The sequence below is a fragment of the Gluconobacter sphaericus NBRC 12467 genome, assembly GCF_006539125.1.
Lineage (GTDB): Bacteria > Pseudomonadota > Alphaproteobacteria > Acetobacterales > Acetobacteraceae > Gluconobacter > Gluconobacter sphaericus.
This window is the reverse complement of sequence record NZ_BJMK01000012.1, coordinates 1-21,139: the sequence shown is the minus strand read 5'-3', so window position 1 is coordinate 21,139 and position 21,139 is coordinate 1. Positions and strand designations below refer to the sequence as shown.

The window sequence follows — 21,139 nt, the reverse complement described above, 5'->3', positions numbered from 1 at the left end:
AAGAATCAGTCTTCTCCCCGGTATTTTAGTTCAAGACTTGCTTGCTGCTGAGCATTGTTGCTGAAGACGGTCGATACCAGTCATCTGACATTCCACCACCAGTTCATCGACTGTGATCGTTTTTTTGGCCTTCTTCGCGATCATGATCTGTTTGGGAAGTGTCGCCGGATCATCGAACAGTTTTTGTTCCTGTGCCAGATAGGCAAGGGCGTCATCGGTCTTACCCTGGCTGTCGAGATAATCGGCCCATAGTAGGACGGTTTGCAGGATGACGTCGTCACGCTGGCTGGCGACCTGAAGATCCGCAATGGCTTGTCTGTTCTGACCAAGTCCGGCTTCCGTCAAGATGTTGAAATAGAGCCAGATCTGGCTTGAGCGCACCGGACTGCCGATCCCTGCCAGAAGCTGGTGGGTTTTCTGCCAGTTCTTTGTCCTCGCCATATCGGCCACTTCATTGATGGCCTGACTTTCATGCAGGAATTTCTGCACCTCCTGGCTTCGGATCCACTTCTGGAAGGGCGCCTTGTGAAGGATCGGGATCAGGTCTGCATAATTGCGATCGATGTAATGTGAAAGTTCCGCCCTGCGTTCAGCAGCGTGAGGATGATCGAGATTGACGTAGACCATACCTTTTCCGACATAGTTCAGTCCGGAACCCAGAAGCGAGAAGCCAGGTGTCAGGATGGGGTTCAGCACTGCGGCCGTCAGATTGTCTTTCTGGTTTTTCTCAGCCTCCTGCTGGGCTTTTTCCTGGGCTGCTTTTGCTTTCAGTTCGGCCCGCGCTGCATCGCGTTGGTCGGCGGTATTGAGGGCATCCAGCGAGGTTTCCGCCACGGAGACCGAGTATCCGGCTTTTGCCATCAGATCGACAGCAAGGGTATCGGCTTCCTCTTCCTGGGAACGGCTCCAGCTTGGGAACCCGCCATATTCACTGAGGGTATGTGCGCCATACAGGGATAGCAGAGCCGTTTTGGCGCTTGATGCAATGGCGCTTCCCCCTGCGGCGGCAGCAACCATGGTGCCAAATTCACTGGCTCCCGAGAATCTCTGCTCAAGTTTCTGGTTTGCGGCCTTGTCTGCTGCGTGTCCCAGAAGGATATGGGACAGTTCGTGAGCAATGATAAAAGCGAAAGCGTCTTCGGACTGCGTTTCCGGATTGTCAGAAAAATACTGGATCATGCCGGCGTTGATGAACATGCCTCCCGCTGGAGAGACGTCCGAAGAAAACTGCTCGTCTACGCTCAGGAAGATGGGTGCGTCGGGTTTTACCCCGGGCCACTGTGCCAGAAGACGGTCGCGGATTTGTTCCATGTAGGCGGTTATGGTCGGATCGACCACAATGCCCTCGATCTCGCTGTTGTGGGGGAAGATCAGTTTTTGAAGTGCGGGGCGCGTCGGATAGGATGCGGGGGGCGTAATATGAGAAATATAGGTGCCCTGCGCCGGAATGCCGGGATTGGATGTGCTGCAGCCCAGAAGGGACAGGGTGCCTGCGAGTGCCAGAAACTTCTTCATGTCAGCGAGCACCCGCCTTGCAGTTACTGGCAAATCCCGAGGATGAGCCTGTTCCGGAAGCTGCAAGCGTTCCAATATAGCTGCAGGATGTTTCCCGGGGGGCTGCTGCTGTCATTGTTGTCGTGACGGCAGCGCGGGCTACTAGGACGAGGCCTTTCGGAGTCTGGACCTTCAGAAATCCCGTCTCCTCGTCGATGCCGGCAACCGGCTGGTTCAGCAGATCAGAGGCGGGAATCTGACCGAGAGGAGCATGATTTTCCGCAAACGCATGAACCGTCTTTTCAAAGACGCCACTCACTGTAGGCGTTGATGCCGCCTGAGCCTGGGAAAGCAGAATGGTGGTGCACAGAAGGCCAAGAGACAGGATCTTTTTCATTGAGAGCTGCTTTCGGAGTTTGGCACGCGTTCTGATGTGAGGGCGTGCGACCGACGGTTAAGGAAATTGACGAAAGTCAGGACGAATCCTGTGGATTCACAGGATTCCCCAACGGCCAGCCAAAGCAGGATGAATCCGATCCAGTCGGCATTGGGCCATTGAATGAAGAGTTCGTTCAGGGCGAATACGATAGCGGTCAGGCTTGTGAGCAGAGCGAGATGCGCCCAGAAGCCCAAGCGGAATTTCTCGGCTTTTTCCGCTTCGGATTCTTCCGGACCGTGTGCGTGTTCCGCTTCTTCCGGTTGGGACCGCTGTGCCGAGCGCCTTAAAAGAACCAGGGTTCCGAGCAGAACGAGGAACAGACAGACGTATAGAAGAGCCTCATCCATACCGTTAAGAAGGGTCGGCTGGTGAGACAGGTCGAATGCGGCGAGTGCGGCGCAGAATATTGCAGGGACGAGAGCATTTACAGAAAGGGAAAGTGACAGAAAGTCCCGACTTTTCCGTCGGATATCATGGCGCAATTTTGCTCCGTGACCTCGTGGGACTTCGGGGTGACTGTAATAGAACTTGAATGCCATCCATCCGGTGAAAATGAGCCACAGGATGAACTCGCAGATTTCTGCTTGGCCGATATGGACGCCGTGACCGAACTCTACTTCTGATGGTTCATGGAAATAGTGATTGCCGTAAGTGACGAGATTGTCGAAGGCCATGGCATGAAGTACGACATTCGGAACACGGCCCAGGAAGGGAAGGACGGTGTCGTCATGTTGGTCCCGGATATCCGTTCCATAAAAGACTGCGCGGCCCTTCAGGAGATGTGACAGGGGAGGGCTTCCGGCAGGTGTTCCCAGGCCGCGCTCGCCCAGCTGATGTGCGCCAATGGTCAGGGGATAATAAGCGTGCCCGACCTCATAGTCGCGCGAGCTTCCCCAGAATGCCCGGAAGCCCAGGGTAAAAGACTGCACGATACTTCTACAGAAAAAACCTCCCGAAAAAGGCACGGCGCAGATATTGCGGGGAGAGTTGGCCAATGAACTGACCTGTGTCTGGGCGGGGTCCACATGTAAGCCCCACTGGATCATCATGGGACGGCGGAAATCGTCTTCATGAAACGATCCGCACTGTCCTGACCATGTTGATGTGCACAGGCTACGATAGACGTCGAAAGCGGCGTTTGCCTCGGGTTTCCTTGTCTCCTCCTGCGATGGTTCGTCTTCCTTTAGGGCTGCGTTCCCTTCTTCGAACAGCAGGGGGTAGGCAGATGAGGTTTCGAGGGCGTTGCTGTAGCTTTCGACATTTCTCAGTGGTGGCAGAAGATGAATCTGGTCTTGACCTTCTTCGCCCCGTGCGAAGAAAATAGGAATGTGTTTTGACTTTGCTTCATCCAGAACACTCTGGAACAGTGACAGGGATTCATCCGTATGTTCGTAGGCCATACGGAAATCGACAAAGACTGCGGCGGGATCAGCTTCAAGAATTTGCCGGAGAATGAATACCTGTCGCTGGTAGGAAAGTGGTAGAGCGGCATCGAATTGCTGCAGGGTTGGATCATTGATCGTCACGACCGCCACCCGCTGGTGGGACCGTGGAGAAGAAAGTCCATAGAACGGTGCAGTAATGGCTGAAAAAAACTGTGCAGATGAATTTTTTGTTGCGCTCTCCAGAGAGAGTGGATCAAAAAATTTATAGACAATCCAAAACATCACCATCATGGAGATGTAGAGGATGGAGCGATATTTTAAGACTCTGTTAACAACAGAGGCAGAATCTCGGAAAGAATGATTTTTATGCACAGTATCATCTATTTTACGTACTGTTATGTTTTGTAAAAATTGAAATATGGAAAATCAAGTTTAATTTTCGATGCAATCAGGAAAAACGTATCTTATCCGGAATGAGGATGTGGAGGTTTATCCATGAGAGGTATTATGTGTCGACTTTAACGGACGAAAAGGGGGCCTAGCATCATGGGAGCGGAGAAATTGACGTCCGGCAGGATAGGTTTGGGAATTTCTGGAAAATACAGACGGCTGCAGAGAGTTCTCTGTTCCTGAGAAAAGAATATTCAGGATCTGAAAATTTTCTGGAATAACCGGAGACGGGCATGGTGGGCACACAAGGGCTCGAACCTTGGACCCGCTGATTAAGAGTCAGCTGCTCTACCAACTGAGCTATGTGCCCATGGCCCGTCTACCGGTGGAGCGGCTTATAGCGGTATTCTGTCCAGGGTAGCAAGGGGTTTTTTATTTTTTCATGAAGTTTAGTGCTGAAAATATGAAAATCCCTTTAATTTCAATGTCTTATCTGCGGTTGAGGAGGCGCATCACGCTCTCGAACTGCTCAAGGGACGTATAATCGATCTTCAGGGAGCCACCTTTTTTTCCATTATAGGAAATATGGACCTTCAGTCCGAGGCGGGAGGACAGGTCGTTTTCGATCTGAAGGATTTCCGCATCCCGTGCCTTTTTAGCCGGTGTCTGGATGTCTTTGCCGCCAGAAAGGGCTTCCGTCTGACGCACGTTGAGGCCACGGGCTATGACGATTTTGGCTGCGGCGACCGGATCGGGGTGCGTCAGCAGCGCGCGGGCGTGACCGGCCGTGAGGGTGCCGCTGCGGACGTAGGCCCGGACTTCCGGCGGCAGGTTCAGCAGGCGCATGGTGTTGGTGATGTGCGGGCGGGACTTGCCGACGGCACCGGCCAATTCTTCCTGCGTCAGAGTATAGTCCGTGACGAGGCGTTGCAGGCCTTCGGCTTCTTCGATCGGGTTGAGATCCGCGCGCTGGAGGTTCTCGACCAGGGCTGCGGCCATCGCGTCCGTGTCATCCAGTTCGCGGATATGGACGGGGACACTGTGCAGGCCTGCAAGCTGTGAGGCGCGCCAGCGGCGCTCACCAGCGATGATCTGGTAATGACCTAGCTTTTCCGGATCGGGGCGGACGAGCAGGGGTTGCAGGACGCCGCGTGAGCGGATGGAATCGGCCAGTTCGGACAGGCGTTCGGGGTTCATGTCCTGTCGCGGCTGGAAGGGGCTTGGGGCCAGAACATCCACGGGCAGGGACGAATGCTGCTGCGGCTGGGCGTTTGCGCGCGTGGCGCGGGCCAGTTGCGGCGCCTGATCGCCCAGAAGGGCTGCGAGGCCGCGACCAAGACGCGGGGAACTGTCCTTTTTGGCCATCGCCGGTTACGCCTTTGTTTTGTTCTTGTTGCGTTTGATCAGTTCGTCCGCCAGCGCCAGATAGGCGATGGCGCCTGTGGAGCGGGCGTCGTAATCCAGCACCGGAGAGCCATGGCTCTGGGCTTCGGAAATGCGGATGTTGCGCGGAATGATCGTCTCGAACACCTGATCGCCAAAAAAGCCGCGCGCATCCTGCGCCACGAGTTCGGACAGGTTGTTGCGCCGGTCGTACATCGTCAGGATGATGCCTTCGAGATGCAGGTCTGCATTGAAGGCGCGGCGGACGCGGTCGATGGTGCGGACGAGCTGGCTGATGCCTTCGAGCGCAAAGAACTCGCATTGCAGCGGCACGATGACGCTGTCGGACGCGACCAATGCGTTGAGCGTTAGCAGACCGAGGCTGGGCGGACAGTCGATCAGGATCGTGTCGTAATCGCCTTGCAGCGCATGAAGGGCGTCGCGCAGACGGTATTCGCGGCGCTCGTCCCCGATCATTTCAAGCTCTGCGCCGGCCAGTTCGTTGTTGGCCGTGATGATTGAGAGATTCTCGAACGCGGTCTGTTGAGGCAGAGCGTGGGGTTCGGCTTCGACCATCAGCGCGGCATAGGTGCCGGTGTTGCGCTGGTCGTAGTCGATGCCAAGTCCGGTGGAGGCGTTGCCCTGTGGGTCCAGATCCACGAGCAGGACGCGCTGCCCCTGACGGGCCAGACCGGCGGCCAGATTGATGGTGGTGGTGGTCTTGCCGACGCCTCCCTTCTGGTTGGTGACGGCAATGATCCGGGTGGTGGGGGATTCGGTTTTAGACGACACGCTTGAAATCACTGACCTTGATGATGGCTCCGCCGGGGTCGGTGCGGCTGGGAACAATGGTGTGGCTCATGTGCCAGTCGGTGCTTGCCTCGGTCAACTCGGCCTGCGCCTTCTGACCTTTCAGAAACAGGCAGAACCCGTCTTCTTTCAGCAATGGCCGTGCCCAGTCCAGGAGCCTGTTGAGGGGGGCCAGCGCCCGGGCCGTGATGATGTCGGCCGGAGGGGGGCTGGCGGCTTCGATACGTTTGGCGATGACCGTGACCTTCGCGTCGCAGATGCGTCCGGCTTCCCGCAGGAAGGCACATTTGCGCTGGTCCGATTCGATCAGGGTGACCGGGTTGCCTGTGGCGATGGCCAGAATGATGGCCGGAAAACCGCCGCCCGAACCCAGATCAGTGATGGTGGCACCTTCGGGGATCAGTTCGGCAAGCTGGAGGCTGTCCTCGATATGGCGGGGCCAGAGCTGGGCGATGTCCCGCGGGCTGACGAGATTGATTTTCGCGTTCCACTGCACGAGCAGGTCGGCGAAGCGCTCCAGCCTTTCGTGTGTTTCACGTGAAACGGTGGTCATGACAGGGTCCTTACATGGGCCAGCAGGGCGACCAGCGCGGCAGGTGTGACCCCGCGCACGCGCTGTGCTGCGGCGAAACTGGTCGGGCGGGCCTGGGAAAAACGCTCGCGCATTTCGCTGCTCAGGCCGCCGATGGCAGTGTAATCCAGATCGGCCGGAAGGGCGATGGCACTTTCCGATGCGAGCTGTCGAATTTCACGATCCTGCCGGTGAAGATAGCCGCCATAGCGGGCCTCGGTCTCGACATGGCGGCGGACGCGCAGGGGAAGTTCGCCGAACCACGGGGCCAGCGTGTTCAGGATCGTGTGGTCGCCGTTGCTGGCGAGGACATCCAGAACCGTGCGCCGGCGGCCATCCAGAGAGACTTCGAAACCGACGTCGCGGAGGGCCTGCGGCAGGAAGGTTGTTTCGGCGGCGCGGGCCATGGCGGCGTCGAGTTCGGCTTTCTGGGTGGTGAAAGCGGCTTCGCGTTCGGGCAAGACGCAGCCTGCGGCGATGCCTTTGGGTGTCAGGCGCAGGTCGGCGTTATCGGCGCGTAAGGTGAGACGATACTCGGCGCGGGACGTGAACATGCGATAGGGTTCGCTGATGCCGTGCAGTGTCAGGTCGTCGATCATGACGCCGAGATAGGCGTCGCTGCGATCCAGCGTGAGGGCCTCGTTGCCAGCCGTGGCGCGGGCGGCGTTCAGTCCTGCGAGGAGGCCCTGTGCGCCTGCTTCTTCATAGCCGGTTGTGCCATTGATCTGTCCGGCCAGATATAGGCCCGGCAGGCGACGCAGTTGCAGGGACGGCAGAAGTTCGCGAGGGTCCACGTAATCATATTCGACAGCATAGCCTGCGGTGACGATGCGGGCGTTTTCCAGACCGGGCATGGTCGTGATCATGGCGGCCTGCACGTCGGCAGGCAGGCTGGTGCTGATACCGTTGGGATAGACCAGATCGCCGCCCGGATTTCCGGGCAGGGCTTCGGGTTCGAGAAAGACCTGATGCGAACTGCGGTCGGCGAAACGGACGACCTTGTCTTCGATGGACGGGCAGTAGCGCGGGCCACGACCGGCGATGGCGCCGCCATACATGGCCGAGCGGTGCAGGTTTTCGTTGATGATCCTGTGGGTCGCGGCGGTGGTCTGGGTAATGCGGCAGACGACCTGCGGATTAGTGATGGCCGTCGTCATGGGGCTGAAGGCTTCAGGCTCGGCATCGCCGGGGTCGGCCGGGAGGTTTTCCCAGTCGATGCTGTCTTTGGCCAGACGGGGGGGCGTGCCGGTCTTGAGGCGGCCCATTTGGAGGCCAAGCGCATAAAGCCGTTCGCCCAGACGTTTGGCTGGAGCCTCGCCGATGCGTCCGGCTTCCGTCTGGGTGTGGCCGACATGGATGACGCCGCGCAGGAAGGTTCCGGCGGTCAGCACGACGGCACCGCAACGAAACGTGCGGCCATCTTCGCAGATGACGCCTGTGATGTGGCCGTTCTCTTCGATCAGGTCTCCGGCGGCGCCTTCGATGGTCGTCAGATTGGGTGTGGCGGCGAGCAGATCCTGAATGGCGGCGCGGTAGAGGGAGCGGTCAGCCTGGGCGCGGGGGCCATGAACGGCCGGGCCCTTGGAGCGGTTGAGCAGTTTGAAATGGATGCCTGCGCGGTCTGCGGCTTTACCCATCAGGCCGTCGAGCGCGTCGATTTCGCGCACGAGATGGCCCTTGCCGATCCCGCCGATGGCTGGGTTGCAGGACATGGCGCCGATCGTTTCAAGCCGATGGGTGAGCAGTAGGGTGCGCGCGCCGAAACGGGCCGATGCCGCTGCAGCTTCACATCCGGCATGACCGCCGCCGATCACGATGACGTCGAAATCGCTCACAACCTACTTCCCGATACAGAACTGCCCGAAAATCGCATCGAGCAGGGATTCAACATCAACACGTCCGGTCAGACGCCCCAGAGCCAGCATGGACAGCCGGAGTTCTTCGCCCCGCAGTTCCGGCCATGTCGCGGTCCGGGCCTGATCCAGATGGGTTGCGGCCTCCTGGATTCCGGCGCGGTGTCTGGCGCGGGTCAGCGGAGGCGCGGTTGAACCGGCCATGAGTTCGGACACCCGTTCGGACAGGACCTGACGCAGCGCATCAAGTCCTTCGCCGGACTGCGTGCTGATCCCTAACATGCCGGGCGGGGCTGGTGCGATGTCGATTTTCGTCCGGATGCGAATTTCCTGTCCGGAAAGGGTGTCGAGGCTTTCATCCGGGCCGATCAGGTGGAGAAGCACGTCCGCCTGTTTCACGTGAAACAGCGCGCGGCGGATGCCTTCGGCCTCGATTTCGTCTTCCGTCTCGCGCAGGCCTGCCGTGTCGATCAGACGCAGGCGGACGCCGTCCAGAGTCCAGTCTATTGCTATGGCGTCCCGTGTGGTGCCTGCGCGATGAGTGACGATAGCAGAGTCGGTTCCGGATAACGTATTGAGAAGGCTGGATTTTCCGACATTGGGCGAGCCTGCGATCACCACGGTCAGGCCCTGGCGCATGAGTTCGCCGCGATTGTCCTGAAGATGGGCGGACATTTCGGTCTGGAGTTTCGAGAGTTCCTCGACCAGTCCGTCTTCCACGTCCTGCGGAAGGTCTTCGTCCGGGAAGTCAATCAGGGCTTCCTGATGGGCAAGGACGAGACGCAGGCGCTGTGCCCAGTCATCATACAGGCGGCTCAGGGCGCCGTCGGCCTGGCGGAGGGCCTGTTTGCGCTGGCTTTCGGTTTCAGCGTCCACGAGGTCGGCAATGGCTTCGGCCTGAAGGAGATCCAGTCTTCCTTTCTGCACGGCGCGGCGTGTGAATTCGCCGGGTTCGGCGGGGCGGGCTCCTAGATCGGTGAGGGCGTCGGCTACGCGGGCGATGATGGCGGGGCCAGCATGGAGGTGCAGCTCGAAGCCGTCTTCCCCGGTGTAGGAGTTGGGGCCGGGGAGCCAGAGGGCGACGGCATGATCGAGCACGTCTTCGCTCTTGCGCAGGGTGCGCAGGCTGGCGCGCCGTGGTTCGGGCAAGCGTCCGTTACAGAGCGTCTTCAGGATCGTATCACAGCCTGGACCGCTGGCGCGAATGATCGCGATGGCAGCACGGGAGGGACCTGTGGCTAGGGCAAAAATGACCTGTGGCGTATTGTCAGGGACGTCCGGAAGGGATGAGCGCGTCATAGGTTTCTATGTAGTGCAGGTGGCTCCATAGTGAAATGCCCTGCGCGCAGGTACGAAAAAAGGCGGACCGTTTCCGATCCGCCCTTTCTTTCAGACTGACAGGGGTGGGGACGCTTACTGTGCGTCGTCCACGCCGGTGTGGGTCTGCGGGGAGAAGGTCCAGCCTGCGCCGTAAGGCTGCGGCACATAGGCCATCCAGCCCTGGCTGGAGACGTTCCAGCCAGCTGTGGAGACCGGAGCGCCTGTCGTACGCAGTTTCTGGATATCGGCAGCAGACACTGTGCCTGGTGCGTTGTTACCCCAGCCCTTGCGCATGAAGTTCACGACATCGGCCATCTGCTGGTCGGAGAGGTGATTCTTGAACCCGGGCATGGCAACAGCGGACGGTGCGCTGTTGGTCGGGGGAAGGATGCCACCGAAGGCCACGACATTGGCGAGCGACGTCGGATCGTCGGTAATGACGACCGGGTTGCCTGCCAGCGGCGGGAACATGCGGTTGACGCCAGAACCATCGTTCATGTGGCAGATGGCGCAGTTGTGCAGATAGACTTCCGCACCGGCGTTGCCCTGACCACCCTTGTTCAGCAGAGCGACCGTCTGGCCGTCATCCTGACCGAGGTTCTTGCCTTCCGGTACGGCCGGCATGCTCTTGAGGTACTTGGCTGTGGCGCGCAGATCGTCGTCCGACCAGTGCTGCGTGCTGTAGGCCACCACGTCGGCCATGCCACCGAAGACGGCGGAGTGGTCGATGCGGCCGCTCTTGAGGAAGGTGACGATGTCATCTTCAGACCAGCGACCCAGACCCGTGTCGCTGTTGCTGCGAAGGCTCGGCGCGATCCAGTTGTCGATCGGAGCACCACCGGACAGATAGGCGTTGCCGCCAGCCGTACCGTAGGCCTTGACCTGCATTCCGAAACCGCGGGGCGTGTGGCATTCGCCGCAATGGCCCGGGCCGTCGACGAGGTATTCGCCGCGAGCGACTTCCGGATCACTGATGCTCTTGTCCACGCCTGGTGTCATGCTGGGGACGAACATGGCGCGCCAGATGGCCAGCGGCCAGCGCATAGACAGAGGCCAGCTGATATCCGGAGCCTTGTTCTGCTGGGCGACCGGCTTCACGCCGTGCATGAAGAAGGCATACATCGCGCGAATGTCGTCATCGGACAGACGTGCGAATTCAGGATAGGGCATGGCCGGATAGACCGTTGCACCATCCTTGCGGATGCCTTTGCGGAGGGCCTTCGTGAAGTCCTCCAGGGTGTAGTTGCCGATACCGTGTTCCGGATCCGGCGTGATGTTGGTCGAATAGATCGTGCCGATCGGGCTCTTGATCTCCAGACCGCCCGCATAGGGCTGTCCGTGCAGGGCCGTATGGCAGGCGATACAGTCCGACAGGCGGGCGACGTATTCGCCACGTTTGATCAGGGCGTCATCGGCGTCCTGGGCATGGGCGGCGCCGAAAGACACCGCCATGAGGCCGATAGCGGCCGCGAGTTTCCATCCCTGTTTCATCTCAGATACCAGCCTGTCCCGAGTTAATGCGTTCAGCATGTCACGTGTTCCTTATGCAAACCGCTGCCTCAGGGGTGATCCGCGGTCGGGATATCGGCCGTGGACTGCGGGACATTCAGGAACTGATCGTTCGGAACGCCTGTTGAGTTCTGACGTGCCTTGACTTCCTCATCATAGGATTCGTTTGCACGCTTCACGATGAAGTTGCGGATGTCCTCGATCTGGTCAGGCGTCAGGGACGTATCGAAGCGGTCCATGCCGTAGGCTGTCAGAGCACCGCGACCAACGAGCTTGTAGAAGCTTTCCTTGCCGCGCGGCGCGCCGGACCAGCGGAGGTCAGGAAGAACGCCACCGGAGATTCCGTTGTCGCCATGGCAGGCCGAGCAGAACGTCTGATACAGGAAGTATCCGTTCTTCTGACGGGCTTCGTCATAGGTCGGAACCGGCTTGACCGGGGTGAAGCCCAGTTCGTTCTTCGCAGGCAGGTTGTCCTTGCCGTCGAGCGAGAAGGCGATCACGCGGGAGTGGTTGACCGTCCAGCCTGAAGTGCGGGCAACGCCGCCGTACAGGAACGGATAGATGCCGCCCCAGCCCACTTCAACTGCGACATACTGCTTGCCGTTGGCCATATAGGTTACTGGCGGAGCGATGATCGCGCTCTGTGCGGGGAAGGAATAGAGATCGTTGCCGTTCGTGGCGTCGTAGGCGTGGAATTCGCCGTTCGCCAGACCCTGGAAGATCACGTTACCGGCCGTGGCAACGATACCACCGTTCCACGGACCCTTGTGGTTGATCGTGAAGGCCGGTGCCATCTTCACGGGATCCCAGGCCAGCGTCCAGCCCTTGAGAACCTTCAGGAAGTCCTGCTTGGCGGCGACGTGTGCTGGATCTTTGTCGTCGAAGAGGCCGATCTTGTTCATGTCGAGGCCGAGGTTCCAGGCGTCATGATACGCCTTGAAGCCGCCTTTCTGGCCATCGTACAGGAGCGGGATCTGCTGTGCCGGGATGTAGACCAGCTTCGTCTTCGGGCTGTAGGCCATGGCGGCGAAGTTATGGCCACCCAGCTCGCCCGGAAGGCCGAGCCAGGGCTTGCCTGTCAGCGTCCACAGAGCATCAGGCACGTAGTTCGGACGACCCGTAACAGGATCCAGACCGTTGGCCCAGTTCTCGTAGGTGTAGGGCTTGCCGGTGATGAACTTACCCGTCTTGGCATCGATGATGTAGAAGAAGCCGTTCTTCGGAGCATGAACGATCACATGGCGCATTTCGCCGTTGACCGGCATGTCGAGCGTCATGATCTGCTGGACCGAAGTGTAATCCCACTGGTCCATCGGCGTTTCCTGGAAATGCCAGACGTACTTGCCGGTATCAGGATTGATCGCGACAATGCTGCCGAGGAAGAGGTTGTCGCCCTTGCCTTCGGAACGGAACTTGTAGTTCCAAGGCGAACCGTTGCCGACGGCCAGATAGACGAGGTCCGTCACCGGGTCATAGACGAGCGAATCCCAGACGGTACCGCCGCCGCCCTGCTGCTTCCAGGCACCGTTCTTGCCCCAGGTCGGGTAAGCCTTGGACATTAGGATGTCGTCGGAGGCTGCGCCGTCAGGCTTGTTCTCGGGGTTCGGAACAGTGAAGAAGCGCCAGTCGAGCTTGCCGGTTTCTGCGTCGAAGGCAGAGACGAAGCCACGGGCACCGAATTCTGCACCACCGTTGCCGATCAGGACTTTGCCTTTGGCGATACGGGGAGCACCGTCAACCGTGTAGGAGCGCTGGTGGCCGAGTTGGGCCTCCTTGGGGATCGTGTAGACGCTCCAGACCAGCTTGCCGGTCTTGGCGTCGAGCGCGATTAGACGGCCGTCGAACGTGCCGAAATAAACCTTGCCGTTCCAGTAGGCGGCACCACGGCTGACCGTGTCACAGCAGCCACGGTCAGCGATGTTGCCCGGAACCTTCGGATCGTAGGACCACAGGAGCTTGCCGGTCGCTGCATCCAGCGCCTTCATCTTGCTCCAGTTGGTCGTGGCGTACATGACGCCATTGACGATCAGGGGAGTGCCTTCCTGGCCGCGGTTCGTGTCCAGATCATAGTGCCAGGCGAGCTTCAGCTTGCCGACGTTGTCCGTGTTGATCTGGTCGAGCGGGCTATAACGCTGCTCGGAATAGGAACGGCCATAAGACATCCAGTCCCCGGCATGGCCGCCATTATCGGCGCTTGTGATTGCTGCGCCGGTATCTTCCTGTGCGAAAGCGACGGGCACAGCTGCCGAGAACGCCAGTGCGGCGGCGCAGCTGAGGAGGCGCTTTTTCGTAACCTTGATCGGCGTCAGTAGACCAGAAGTCATGATCCAACTGTCCTTTTTGTAAAGACTGTTTCCGCTGTGATATTCTGGACCCGTGAAGTCTTGAAAGGTGAGGATGGAAATCCCTGTCCCCTCAAGCCGACAATTAGTACCGGACACCCGCAGCATGAGAACTTACTGCCCCTATTTTATTACCTAAGACAAACACGGCTTCTGACGTTTCCGTGAGGAAGTTGTGCAGGAGAGGGATGAAGTGCCTGTGACAGGCTTCACCAAATGATTACACTCGCGTTTCGGAAAACCTAGTATGGCATTTTCGATACGAAAAATGGCAGTTTTCCAACACATTACAGAACATTGCTGGAAAGCCTACATAAGCGGTGCCATATGTGTTTTTGGTATATTTTCATATGTCGATATGCGTATAACGCATGGCTAAAAAGTCTCGGTATGATGCAGTTTCGCCGGATTGACGGTTTTGAGCCACTCGGGCACCGTGTTGTTCATGCCACAGCTATCCTGCCACTCACCTTTCGGGGCCCTTACCATCAGTGAAGACGAAGGCGAGATTGTCGCTCTCGACTGGGGTTGGGGACGCGATCAGGAGGAGACTCCACTCCTTCTGAAGGCTCGCGATCTTCTGGAGCGCTATTTTGACGGGGAATCGGTCGACTTCGACACGCTACCCTATCGCCCCTACGGGACTCCGTACCGCCAGAAGGTCTGGGATGCGCTGCGGCGGATTCCCTATGGCAAGACCCGGACTTACGCGGATATCGCGGCCGAGGTCGGTGGGTCTGCGCGGTCGGTTGGCGGAGCGGTTGGGGCGAATCCGATTCCGATCTTGATCCCCTGTCACCGTGTTGTCGGGCGGGCGGGGCTTGGCGGATATTCGGGACTGGGAGGCATCGCGGACAAGCATGCGATGCTGCATCTGGAAGGCGTGCTGTAACAGACAGGCTTTCCCGTCATTTCGATAGATTGGACAACAAAAAAGGGGAGCCGGAGCTCCCCTTTTTCTGTCGGCCATGCTGATCCGGGATCAGTTGTTCATGGCGTCGAAGAAGTCCTGATTGGATTTGCTGTACTTGAGCTTGTCCAGCAGGAAGTCCATGGCGTCCATCGTGCCCATAGGGGCAAGGATGCGGCGCAGAACCCACATCTTGGACAGTTCGGCGCGATCGACCAGCAGTTCTTCCTTACGTGTGCCCGACTTGGTGATGTCGATGGCGGGGAAGGTGCGCTTGTCGGCCAGCTTGCGGTCCAGAATGAGTTCGGCGTTACCGGTGCCCTTGAACTCTTCGAAGATGACTTCGTCCATGCGCGAGCCCGTGTCGATCAGGGCGGTTGCGATGATCGTCAGCGAGCCGCCTTCCTCGATGTTACGCGCGGCGCCGAAGAAACGCTTGGGGCGCTGCAGGGCGTTGGCGTCCACGCCGCCGGTCAGCACTTTGCCCGAGGAGGGGACGACGGTGTTGTAGGCGCGGGCGAGACGGGTGATGGAGTCCAGCAGGATGACCACGTCGCGTTTGTGCTCGACCAGGCGCTTGGCCTTTTCCAGCACCATTTCCGTCACCTGGACGTGGCGGGTCGCCGGTTCGTCGAAGGTGGAGGAAACGACCTCGCCGCGGACCGAGCGGGCCATGTCCGTCACTTCTTCCGGGCGTTCGTCGATCAGCAGGACGATCAGGAACACTTCGGGGTGGTTGGCGGAGATGGAGGCGGCGATGCTCTGGAGCATCACGGTCTTGCCGGTGCGGGGTGGCGCGACGATCAGGGCGCGCTGGCCCATGCCGATCGGCGTCACGAGATCGATTACGCGTGGGGTGTAGTCGCGCTGGTCTTTTTTGCCCCGGCCGCGCGGAGAGGATTCCGTGACGGCGGGTTCGGACTGTTCGACTTCCATCTTCAGGCGACGCTCGGGGTAGAGCGGCGTGAGGTTGTCGAAGTTGATGCGGGTCCGGACGGTTTCCGGGGCCTCAAAATTGATGGTGTTGACCTTCAGCAGCGCAAAATAGCGCTCGCCGTCGCGCGGGGCGCGGATCTGGCCTTCAACCGTGTCGCCCGGGCGCAGGCCGAAGCGGCGGACCTGCGTGGGGGAGATGTAGATGTCGTCGGGGCCGGGAAGGTAGTTGGCTTCCGGGCTGCGCAGGAAACCGAAGCCGTCTGGCAGGATTTCGAGCGTGCCTTCGCCGTAGATCGCCTGATCGCGTTCGGCGAGGGTCTTGAGGATGGCGAACATGATGTCCTGCTTGCGCATGGACGAGACGTTCTCGATCTCCAGTTCCTCTGCGTAATCCAGAAGGTCGGCTGGGGATTTTTTCTTGAGTTCGGCAAGATGCATGAAAGACGCGCCTTGATGTGCCGGTAGTGGCAGACCTGATAGGGGAAGGGATGCGCGACCGTACAGAAGGCGGAGCTACTGAACGGGAACTGCTTGTGTCAGGCGGTTATCTGTGAGGATTTCGCAGGACGGGGGAAGCAGGAAGCATCCGTAAGGAAAGGGAGACCGGGTGACAGGACGCCACCGGAAAGTCGTCCATCGCTTACCGGAGCGCGCGAAGCGGTGTCAAGACTCCTGCACAGGCTCCGGATCACTTTGATCTATGTCAATTTCTTTTAGGTCAGGTCCTCAGCATGGCTTCTGCTGTGCGGAGGGAGAGGGCCATGATGGCCAGAGCCGGGTTGGCGGCGGCGGCGCTGGGGAAGATTGAGTGGTCGGAGACCCACAGATTGTCGATATCGAAACTACGGCCGACCGGATTGACGACATTGCTTCCGGCATCGGCGCCCATGCGACAGGTGCCGATCATGTGGGCAGCGCGGTCGATGACGCGGATGTCCTTTGCACCGACGGTTTCCCACATCTGTGTCATCAGGCGCGCGGCGTGATGATGCATGGCCCATTCATTGGGACCATAGGAATGTTCGATCAGGGGCTTGGGGATGCCGAAGGCGTCCTTCTCGTCCGAAAGCGTCACGCGGTTTTCGGGGCGGGGCAGACATTCGCCGTTGATGCCCATGCCTGCTGAGCGGTTATATCCGGCGAGCGCGCGGGCGAAGGCCGGACCGCGTGTCGTGGTGCTGCGGGCGAGGTTCTGGCCCCAGGTTGCGGGCATCATGCCTAGCGATTGCACGAGGTAGCCGCCGACGAAATCCGCATCCTTTGGGCGCATCATGTCTTCGGTGATGGTCAGGGACGGGTAGCCGCGATTGGGGCGGATGTCTTCGTCGAACTCGCCCCAGACCTGGGTGGAGACATGGGTCATGTAGTTCTGGCCGACCTGACCGGAGCTGTTGGCAAGACCATTGGTCAAGAGCAGGCGCGGGGTTTCGACGGCACCGGCGGCGAGGACGAGGGTCGCGCATTTCTGACGGTGTTCGACGCCGTTCTGGCGATAGACCACGCCGGTCACGCGGCCTGAACTGTCGCGTTCGATCGTATGGGCGAAGCAGCCCGGGCGGAGTTCCGCGCCATAGGCGACGGCCATGGGGAGCCATGTGTTGTCCGTGCCCGATTTGGCGCCATTGCGGCAGCCCTGATGGCAGGCCCCACAGTTGGCGCAGGCATGGCGGGTGCCGAAATGTGGCTGTTCGATATCGCGGGTGATGAGGGCGGCGGGGCCGTCTGCGTGGCGCAGGCCGAGCGCGTCACAGCCTTCACGCATTTTCAGCGCGGCGGAGTTGGCCGGCGGGGGCGCGTAGGCGTAGCGACGCTCTGGGTCCCACGGATAATGGGCGGGGCCGGAGACGCCGATAAAGGATTCTACGCGCTCGATATAGGGGAGCAGTTCGTCCAGGCCGAAGGGCCAGTCCACGCCCTTGCCGGTTTCGGTGTGCAGGTGGAAGTCGCGGGCGTCCATGCGCGGCATGAAGGCGCCGTAATGAAGCAGGGAGCCGCCAAGGCCGGTGCCGCTGTTGTTGCCGCCGAAAGCCTGCGGGTTTGTGCCTGCGGAGAGGCGTTCGTGCAGCCAGTATAGTTCGCGGGCGGCTATTTCGTCAGGCGTGTGTCCCGTGGCGGGGAAGGCGGGGCCGGCTTCGAGCACGACGACGGTTTTGCCGTTGCGGGCGAGTTCTGCGGCCAGGGGCGCGCCACCGGCACCGCTGCCGATGATGAGGGTATCGACGATGTCCGTTTTGGCGAATGTTTTCATGAGGGTGCTGCTGCTCATTCGCTGGATTCTGCCATCTGGAGAAGGGGGGCGGTGGCTTTGGGTTCGAAGTCTTCGCGGCTGTCGGAGCCGACCTTTGTAAAGCCCTGAAAGACCGTGTCGCCGCCGGTGAGGCTGGAGGAAATGCCGAGTGCCTGTTGGATGCGCGGGTCACTCATGATGCAGTCTACGACCTCGCCACGCAGGTCTCCGGACCAGCGTTTCATCTGGGATGCCGTAAGCCGGCCTTCGCGCTCGAGACCAATCTGACCCTCCATGACGGCGTCGAGCAGGGCGCCGCGCAGGTCCGGGGCCAGGTGGATGAAGGCGAGTCCGTGCTGTTCGGCCGCGACGTCGTCGAGGGTCAGGAGAGCGGATTCCCAGGCTTCGGCATCGGGCGGGAGGTCCGCGAAACGCCAGCCGTCACGCGGGCCGGAGAGCGCGGCGTCGATCCGGGCTGTCATGGCAATGTCGGTGGCGGGAGGTAGGATTTCGTCCAGCGGGAGCAGGACGGGCAGCAGCGCGTCGAGGGCGGCATAGGCCCGGAGCGACAGGGTGCGCGGCTGTGCGGTGGAGACCGAAAGCCGCGATGTCAGGATCTCGCGGGTACGGGTGGAAAGATGGTCGGAGTCCAGAATTTCAGGACGGTCGGGCGGGTGGGACATTGCGGCCTCCTGTGTTTTGGTTTCAAAGTCCGGCGACGGGGAGGGTTCCGCCTCCCACTGGGAACGAAGATGCAGTATTCTGCATTCTTAACCTTTTCCGGACAGAGTGCCGGGTACGGCACAGACATTTCCCCGCTTCGCGGCGGGACGCAAGACAGGGAAGCAGCATGACTGTCGAAATCAGGGTTCCGGCGCTTGGAGAAAGCCTGACGACTGCGACTGTCGCGCGGTGGCTTAAAAACTCCGGCGACTATGTGCAGCATGACGAGACCATCGTGGAGCTGGAGACGGACAAGGTCAGCGTTGAAGTGACCGCGCCGTCCGCCGGGCGTCTGGAAGACTGTGTGGCGGTGGGCACGGAAGTCGAAATCGGCGGTCTGTTGGGGGCGGTGGACGAGACGGCGGAGGCACCGGCTGCTGCTGCACGCGCTCCTGTGGCTGAGGCTCCTGCTGCGCCGCCGGTTCCGGAACCTGTCGCATCCCTTGCGCGCGTCACGCCTCCCGCTCCGGAAGCGCCGAAGCCCATTTCTCTCGCACCGGCCCCCAAGCTGTCTTCGCATGAGGCGCGGGAGCGTCGGGTCCCCATGAGTCGTCTGCGTCAGACGATCGCGCGGAATCTGAAGGCGGCGCAGAACACGGCGGCCATTCTGACGACGTTCAACGAGATCGACATGTCCGCCGCCAAGGCGCTGCGGGCGGAATACAAGGACGAGTTCGAAAAGAAGCATGACGGCGCGCGTCTGGGCTTCATGTCCTTTTTCGCGCGGGCCGTGGTGGGTGCGCTGAAGGATTATCCGGCGATCAATGCGCAGATCGAAGGCGATGAGATCGTTTATCGCGAGTTCGTCAATCTGGGCATTGCGGTGGGCACGGAGCGCGGGCTGGTGGTGCCGGTGCTGCATGATGCCGATCAGATGAGCTTTGCCGAGCTGGAGCGTCGCATCGCCGATTACGGCAAGCGGGCGCGGACGGGCGGTCTGAAGCTGGAGGAACTGTCGCACGGGACGTTCTCCATCACGAATGGTGGGATTTTTGGATCGCTGCTCTCCACGCCGATCCTGAATACGCCGCAGTCGGGCATTTTGGGGATGCATGCCATTCAGGATCGTCCGGTCGTGCGGGATGGGCAGATCGTGATCCGGCCGATGATGTATGTTGCGTTGTCTTACGATCATCGGATCGTGGACGGGCGGGAAGCGGTGAGCTTCCTCGTCCGGATCAAGCAACTTGTGGAAGATCCGAGGCGTCTACTTCTGGATCTGTGACGCCTTTTGCGTGGCTGGTGCGTTGAAGACGTTCCAGTCATGCCGAACGCCGGACAGGTCTCTGTTCCCTCGCGTTCTGTCTGTTGTTCCGAACCCGAGGATGGTGCCCTGAAGATGCGTGATGTTTCCAGACTGACGCGGTTTGCTGCCCTGCTATGTGCGTCTACAGTGATGGTTCTGGGCATGACACCGCTAGCGGCCTGTGCACGGCCGGATGGCGCAAGTCCGGAAATATCGACTCATCAGCCGGATACGACTTCCTCTCTGGGAGCGTCGGTCCCACCACCCGCTAGTAATCCGCCGACCGATACGCCACCGCGGCCCAATTTGGCGCCACTAGCTCTGGATATTCCGGATCTGCCGGTTGTATCCGACGAGGTAGCGCGAGAAGAGGCGTCACGCTTGGCGGTGCTGATGAAGCATACCGTTAAAGGGTTCAGCACATACACGCCCGAACGCCGTCGGGCGTTCCTGACGCTTGCGAAGGACGAGGTGACGCAGGCGAACATGCCGATTGCGCGGCCGCAGCTTGTCATGGTCGTGGACCGTAACGAGAAGATCCAGCATCTGGATTATGTGCTGGCGCTGCCGGATGCGCCCTGGGAATCTCTTGGAGGTACGCCGGTTTCGACCGGGACGACGGGACGAAAATATTACTATATTACACCGACCGGGGTTTTCCAGAACACGGCGGATCGTCTGGGCTACCGGGCGGAAGGCACGAAGAATAAGTACGGAATCCGTGGGATTGGCGCCAAGGGGTCGCGTGTGTGGGATATGGGATGGCAGACGGCGATGAAGGGCTGGCTGCCGCGACATGAAACCGGGCAGATTCGGCTGGAAGTCCATGCGACGGATCCGCAGTTCCTGGAATGGCGCCTAGGGCATCCGGCTTCTGAAGGCTGCATCCGGATTCCGGCGACCATGAACAAGTTCATGGATCATTACGGGCTGATCGATGCGCTTTATGAGCAGGCCGCGAGCTATGATCCACGTTTTCAGGCGCTACTTCCGAAGAACCGACAGCCGACACAGATTGCCGGGGATCTGGTGGTGGTGATCGATTCAGGGCCGCTGACGGAACCGAAGATTGACCCGATAGCAGATAAAAGGCCGTTACCTTGATTATCAACGTAATCATCCATCATTAATATTTTATTAATAAATAATAAAGAGATTTTACTAAGTGAAACTCTTTCGTATGGAATGCATAATATTCACTAGAGCACATTCTCTATACTATTCAAGATGCGCAACCATATCCGGTTTTCCGGGTGTTTCGTTGATGCCTTGTTGTTGGGAGGAATCTCCTACGCAGATATTTCTTATTTAAGATAAAAGCAGCATGAAGAGCACAAAGCGAAAAATAAAAAACGGCGATGCCTGTCGTGGAAAATCTGACCGTTCTGGGGCATGTCTTGCGGATTGCAGCTGTCACATTATCGCTGGTTATTAGGGGAAAGATATTGAAAATTCAGTATAGCTTTCTGAGCAACAATATCATTCCGCGCGTCAGCATCGACGATATTATCCGGTTCTATCCGAGTGGTTATTCAAAAAAATATAACGACACCGGAATTGGTAAGGCCGAGCCTTTGAGCCTTTGAGCCTTTGAGCCTTTT

General features: G+C 59.5%; 17 protein-coding genes and 1 tRNA gene. 4 read left to right on the top strand and 14 right to left on the bottom strand.

The annotated features are described in order from the left end of the window. Positions 1-30: 30 nt before the first annotated feature. The 11 genes from GSP01_RS08990 to GSP01_RS08940 all read right to left on the bottom strand — a co-directional run bounded on the left by GSP01_RS08990 (position 31) and on the right by GSP01_RS08940 (position 13,478). Complete coding sequence (locus GSP01_RS08990; RefSeq protein ID WP_141352825.1) at positions 31-1,515, bottom strand: M48 family metalloprotease; 1,485 nt, start codon at positions 1,513-1,515, stop codon at positions 31-33. Position 1,516: 1 nt separating this feature from the next. After that, entirely contained in the window at positions 1,517-1,891 is a 375-nt protein-coding gene (locus GSP01_RS08985) for a hypothetical protein (RefSeq protein WP_141352823.1), read from the bottom strand. After that, a complete protein-coding gene (locus GSP01_RS08980; RefSeq protein ID WP_228123959.1) occupies positions 1,888-3,600 on the bottom strand; it encodes a CHASE2 domain-containing protein in 1,713 nt (570 codons plus the stop codon). Before GSP01_RS08980 ends, GSP01_RS08985 begins: the two co-directional genes overlap by 4 nt. Before the next feature lie 402 nt (positions 3,601-4,002). Beyond that, positions 4,003-4,078, bottom strand: a tRNA-Lys gene (locus GSP01_RS08975). Between the two features lie 119 nt (positions 4,079-4,197). Then, positions 4,198-5,073: a ParB/RepB/Spo0J family partition protein gene (locus GSP01_RS08970; protein ID WP_141352819.1), complete on the bottom strand. Its 876-nt coding sequence runs from the start codon at positions 5,071-5,073 to the stop codon at positions 4,198-4,200. A 6-nt stretch (positions 5,074-5,079) separates the two neighbouring features. Further along, a complete protein-coding gene (locus GSP01_RS08965; RefSeq protein WP_141352817.1) occupies positions 5,080-5,883 on the bottom strand; it encodes a ParA family protein in 804 nt (267 codons plus the stop codon). Beyond that, positions 5,873-6,454 (bottom strand): 16S rRNA (guanine(527)-N(7))-methyltransferase RsmG, encoded by a 582-nt coding sequence (gene rsmG / locus GSP01_RS08960; protein WP_141352815.1) that lies wholly within the window; start codon positions 6,452-6,454, stop codon positions 5,873-5,875. The genes GSP01_RS08965 and rsmG overlap by 11 nt, the downstream gene beginning before the upstream one ends. Further along, the gene (gene mnmG / locus GSP01_RS08955) at positions 6,451-8,307 is read right to left on the bottom strand and encodes a tRNA uridine-5-carboxymethylaminomethyl(34) synthesis enzyme MnmG (protein WP_141352813.1); all 1,857 of its coding nucleotides are present in this window, start codon (positions 8,305-8,307) and stop codon (positions 6,451-6,453) included. The genes rsmG and mnmG overlap by 4 nt, the downstream gene beginning before the upstream one ends. Before the next feature lie 3 nt (positions 8,308-8,310). Then, the gene (gene mnmE / locus GSP01_RS08950; RefSeq protein ID WP_141352811.1) at positions 8,311-9,624 is read right to left on the bottom strand and encodes a tRNA uridine-5-carboxymethylaminomethyl(34) synthesis GTPase MnmE; all 1,314 of its coding nucleotides are present in this window, start codon (positions 9,622-9,624) and stop codon (positions 8,311-8,313) included. A gap of 114 nt (positions 9,625-9,738) precedes the next feature. After that, positions 9,739-11,175, bottom strand: a complete 1,437-nt coding sequence (locus tag GSP01_RS08945; RefSeq protein WP_141352809.1) for a c-type cytochrome — start codon at positions 11,173-11,175, stop codon at positions 9,739-9,741. Between the two features lie 29 nt (positions 11,176-11,204). Then, positions 11,205-13,478 (bottom strand): PQQ-dependent dehydrogenase, methanol/ethanol family, encoded by a 2,274-nt coding sequence (locus tag GSP01_RS08940; RefSeq protein WP_141352807.1) that lies wholly within the window; start codon positions 13,476-13,478, stop codon positions 11,205-11,207. Between the two features lie 463 nt (positions 13,479-13,941). Here GSP01_RS08940 and GSP01_RS08935 point away from each other — a divergent pair, with 463 nt between their 5' ends. Then, positions 13,942-14,388, top strand: a complete 447-nt coding sequence (locus tag GSP01_RS08935) for a methylated-DNA--[protein]-cysteine S-methyltransferase (RefSeq protein WP_141352805.1) — start codon at positions 13,942-13,944, stop codon at positions 14,386-14,388. 90 nt (positions 14,389-14,478) lie between these two features. On the opposite strand, the gene rho is transcribed toward GSP01_RS08935, so the two are convergent. The 3 genes from rho to GSP01_RS08920 all read right to left on the bottom strand — a co-directional run bounded on the left by rho (position 14,479) and on the right by GSP01_RS08920 (position 18,252). Continuing rightward, a complete protein-coding gene (rho, locus tag GSP01_RS08930; protein ID WP_141352803.1) occupies positions 14,479-15,780 on the bottom strand; it encodes a transcription termination factor Rho in 1,302 nt (433 codons plus the stop codon). A gap of 280 nt (positions 15,781-16,060) precedes the next feature. Continuing rightward, positions 16,061-17,590, bottom strand: a complete 1,530-nt coding sequence (locus GSP01_RS08925; protein WP_141352870.1) for a GMC family oxidoreductase — start codon at positions 17,588-17,590, stop codon at positions 16,061-16,063. Between the two features lie 14 nt (positions 17,591-17,604). Beyond that, positions 17,605-18,252 (bottom strand): gluconate 2-dehydrogenase subunit 3 family protein, encoded by a 648-nt coding sequence (locus GSP01_RS08920; protein WP_141352801.1) that lies wholly within the window; start codon positions 18,250-18,252, stop codon positions 17,605-17,607. Between the two features lie 167 nt (positions 18,253-18,419). Between GSP01_RS08920 and sucB the strand changes: the two genes are divergently transcribed. The 3 genes from sucB to GSP01_RS08905 all read left to right on the top strand — a co-directional run bounded on the left by sucB (position 18,420) and on the right by GSP01_RS08905 (position 21,124). Further along, positions 18,420-19,517 carry a dihydrolipoyllysine-residue succinyltransferase gene (gene sucB / locus GSP01_RS08915; RefSeq protein WP_141352799.1) on the top strand — a complete coding sequence of 366 codons (1,098 nt, stop codon included), beginning with the start codon at positions 18,420-18,422 and terminating at the stop codon, positions 19,515-19,517. A 114-nt stretch (positions 19,518-19,631) separates the two neighbouring features. After that, positions 19,632-20,642: a L,D-transpeptidase gene (locus GSP01_RS08910; protein ID WP_141352798.1), complete on the top strand. Its 1,011-nt coding sequence runs from the start codon at positions 19,632-19,634 to the stop codon at positions 20,640-20,642. A gap of 263 nt (positions 20,643-20,905) precedes the next feature. After that, entirely contained in the window at positions 20,906-21,124 is a 219-nt protein-coding gene (locus GSP01_RS08905) for a hypothetical protein (protein ID WP_141352796.1), read from the top strand. Positions 21,125-21,139: the final 15 nt, after the last annotated feature.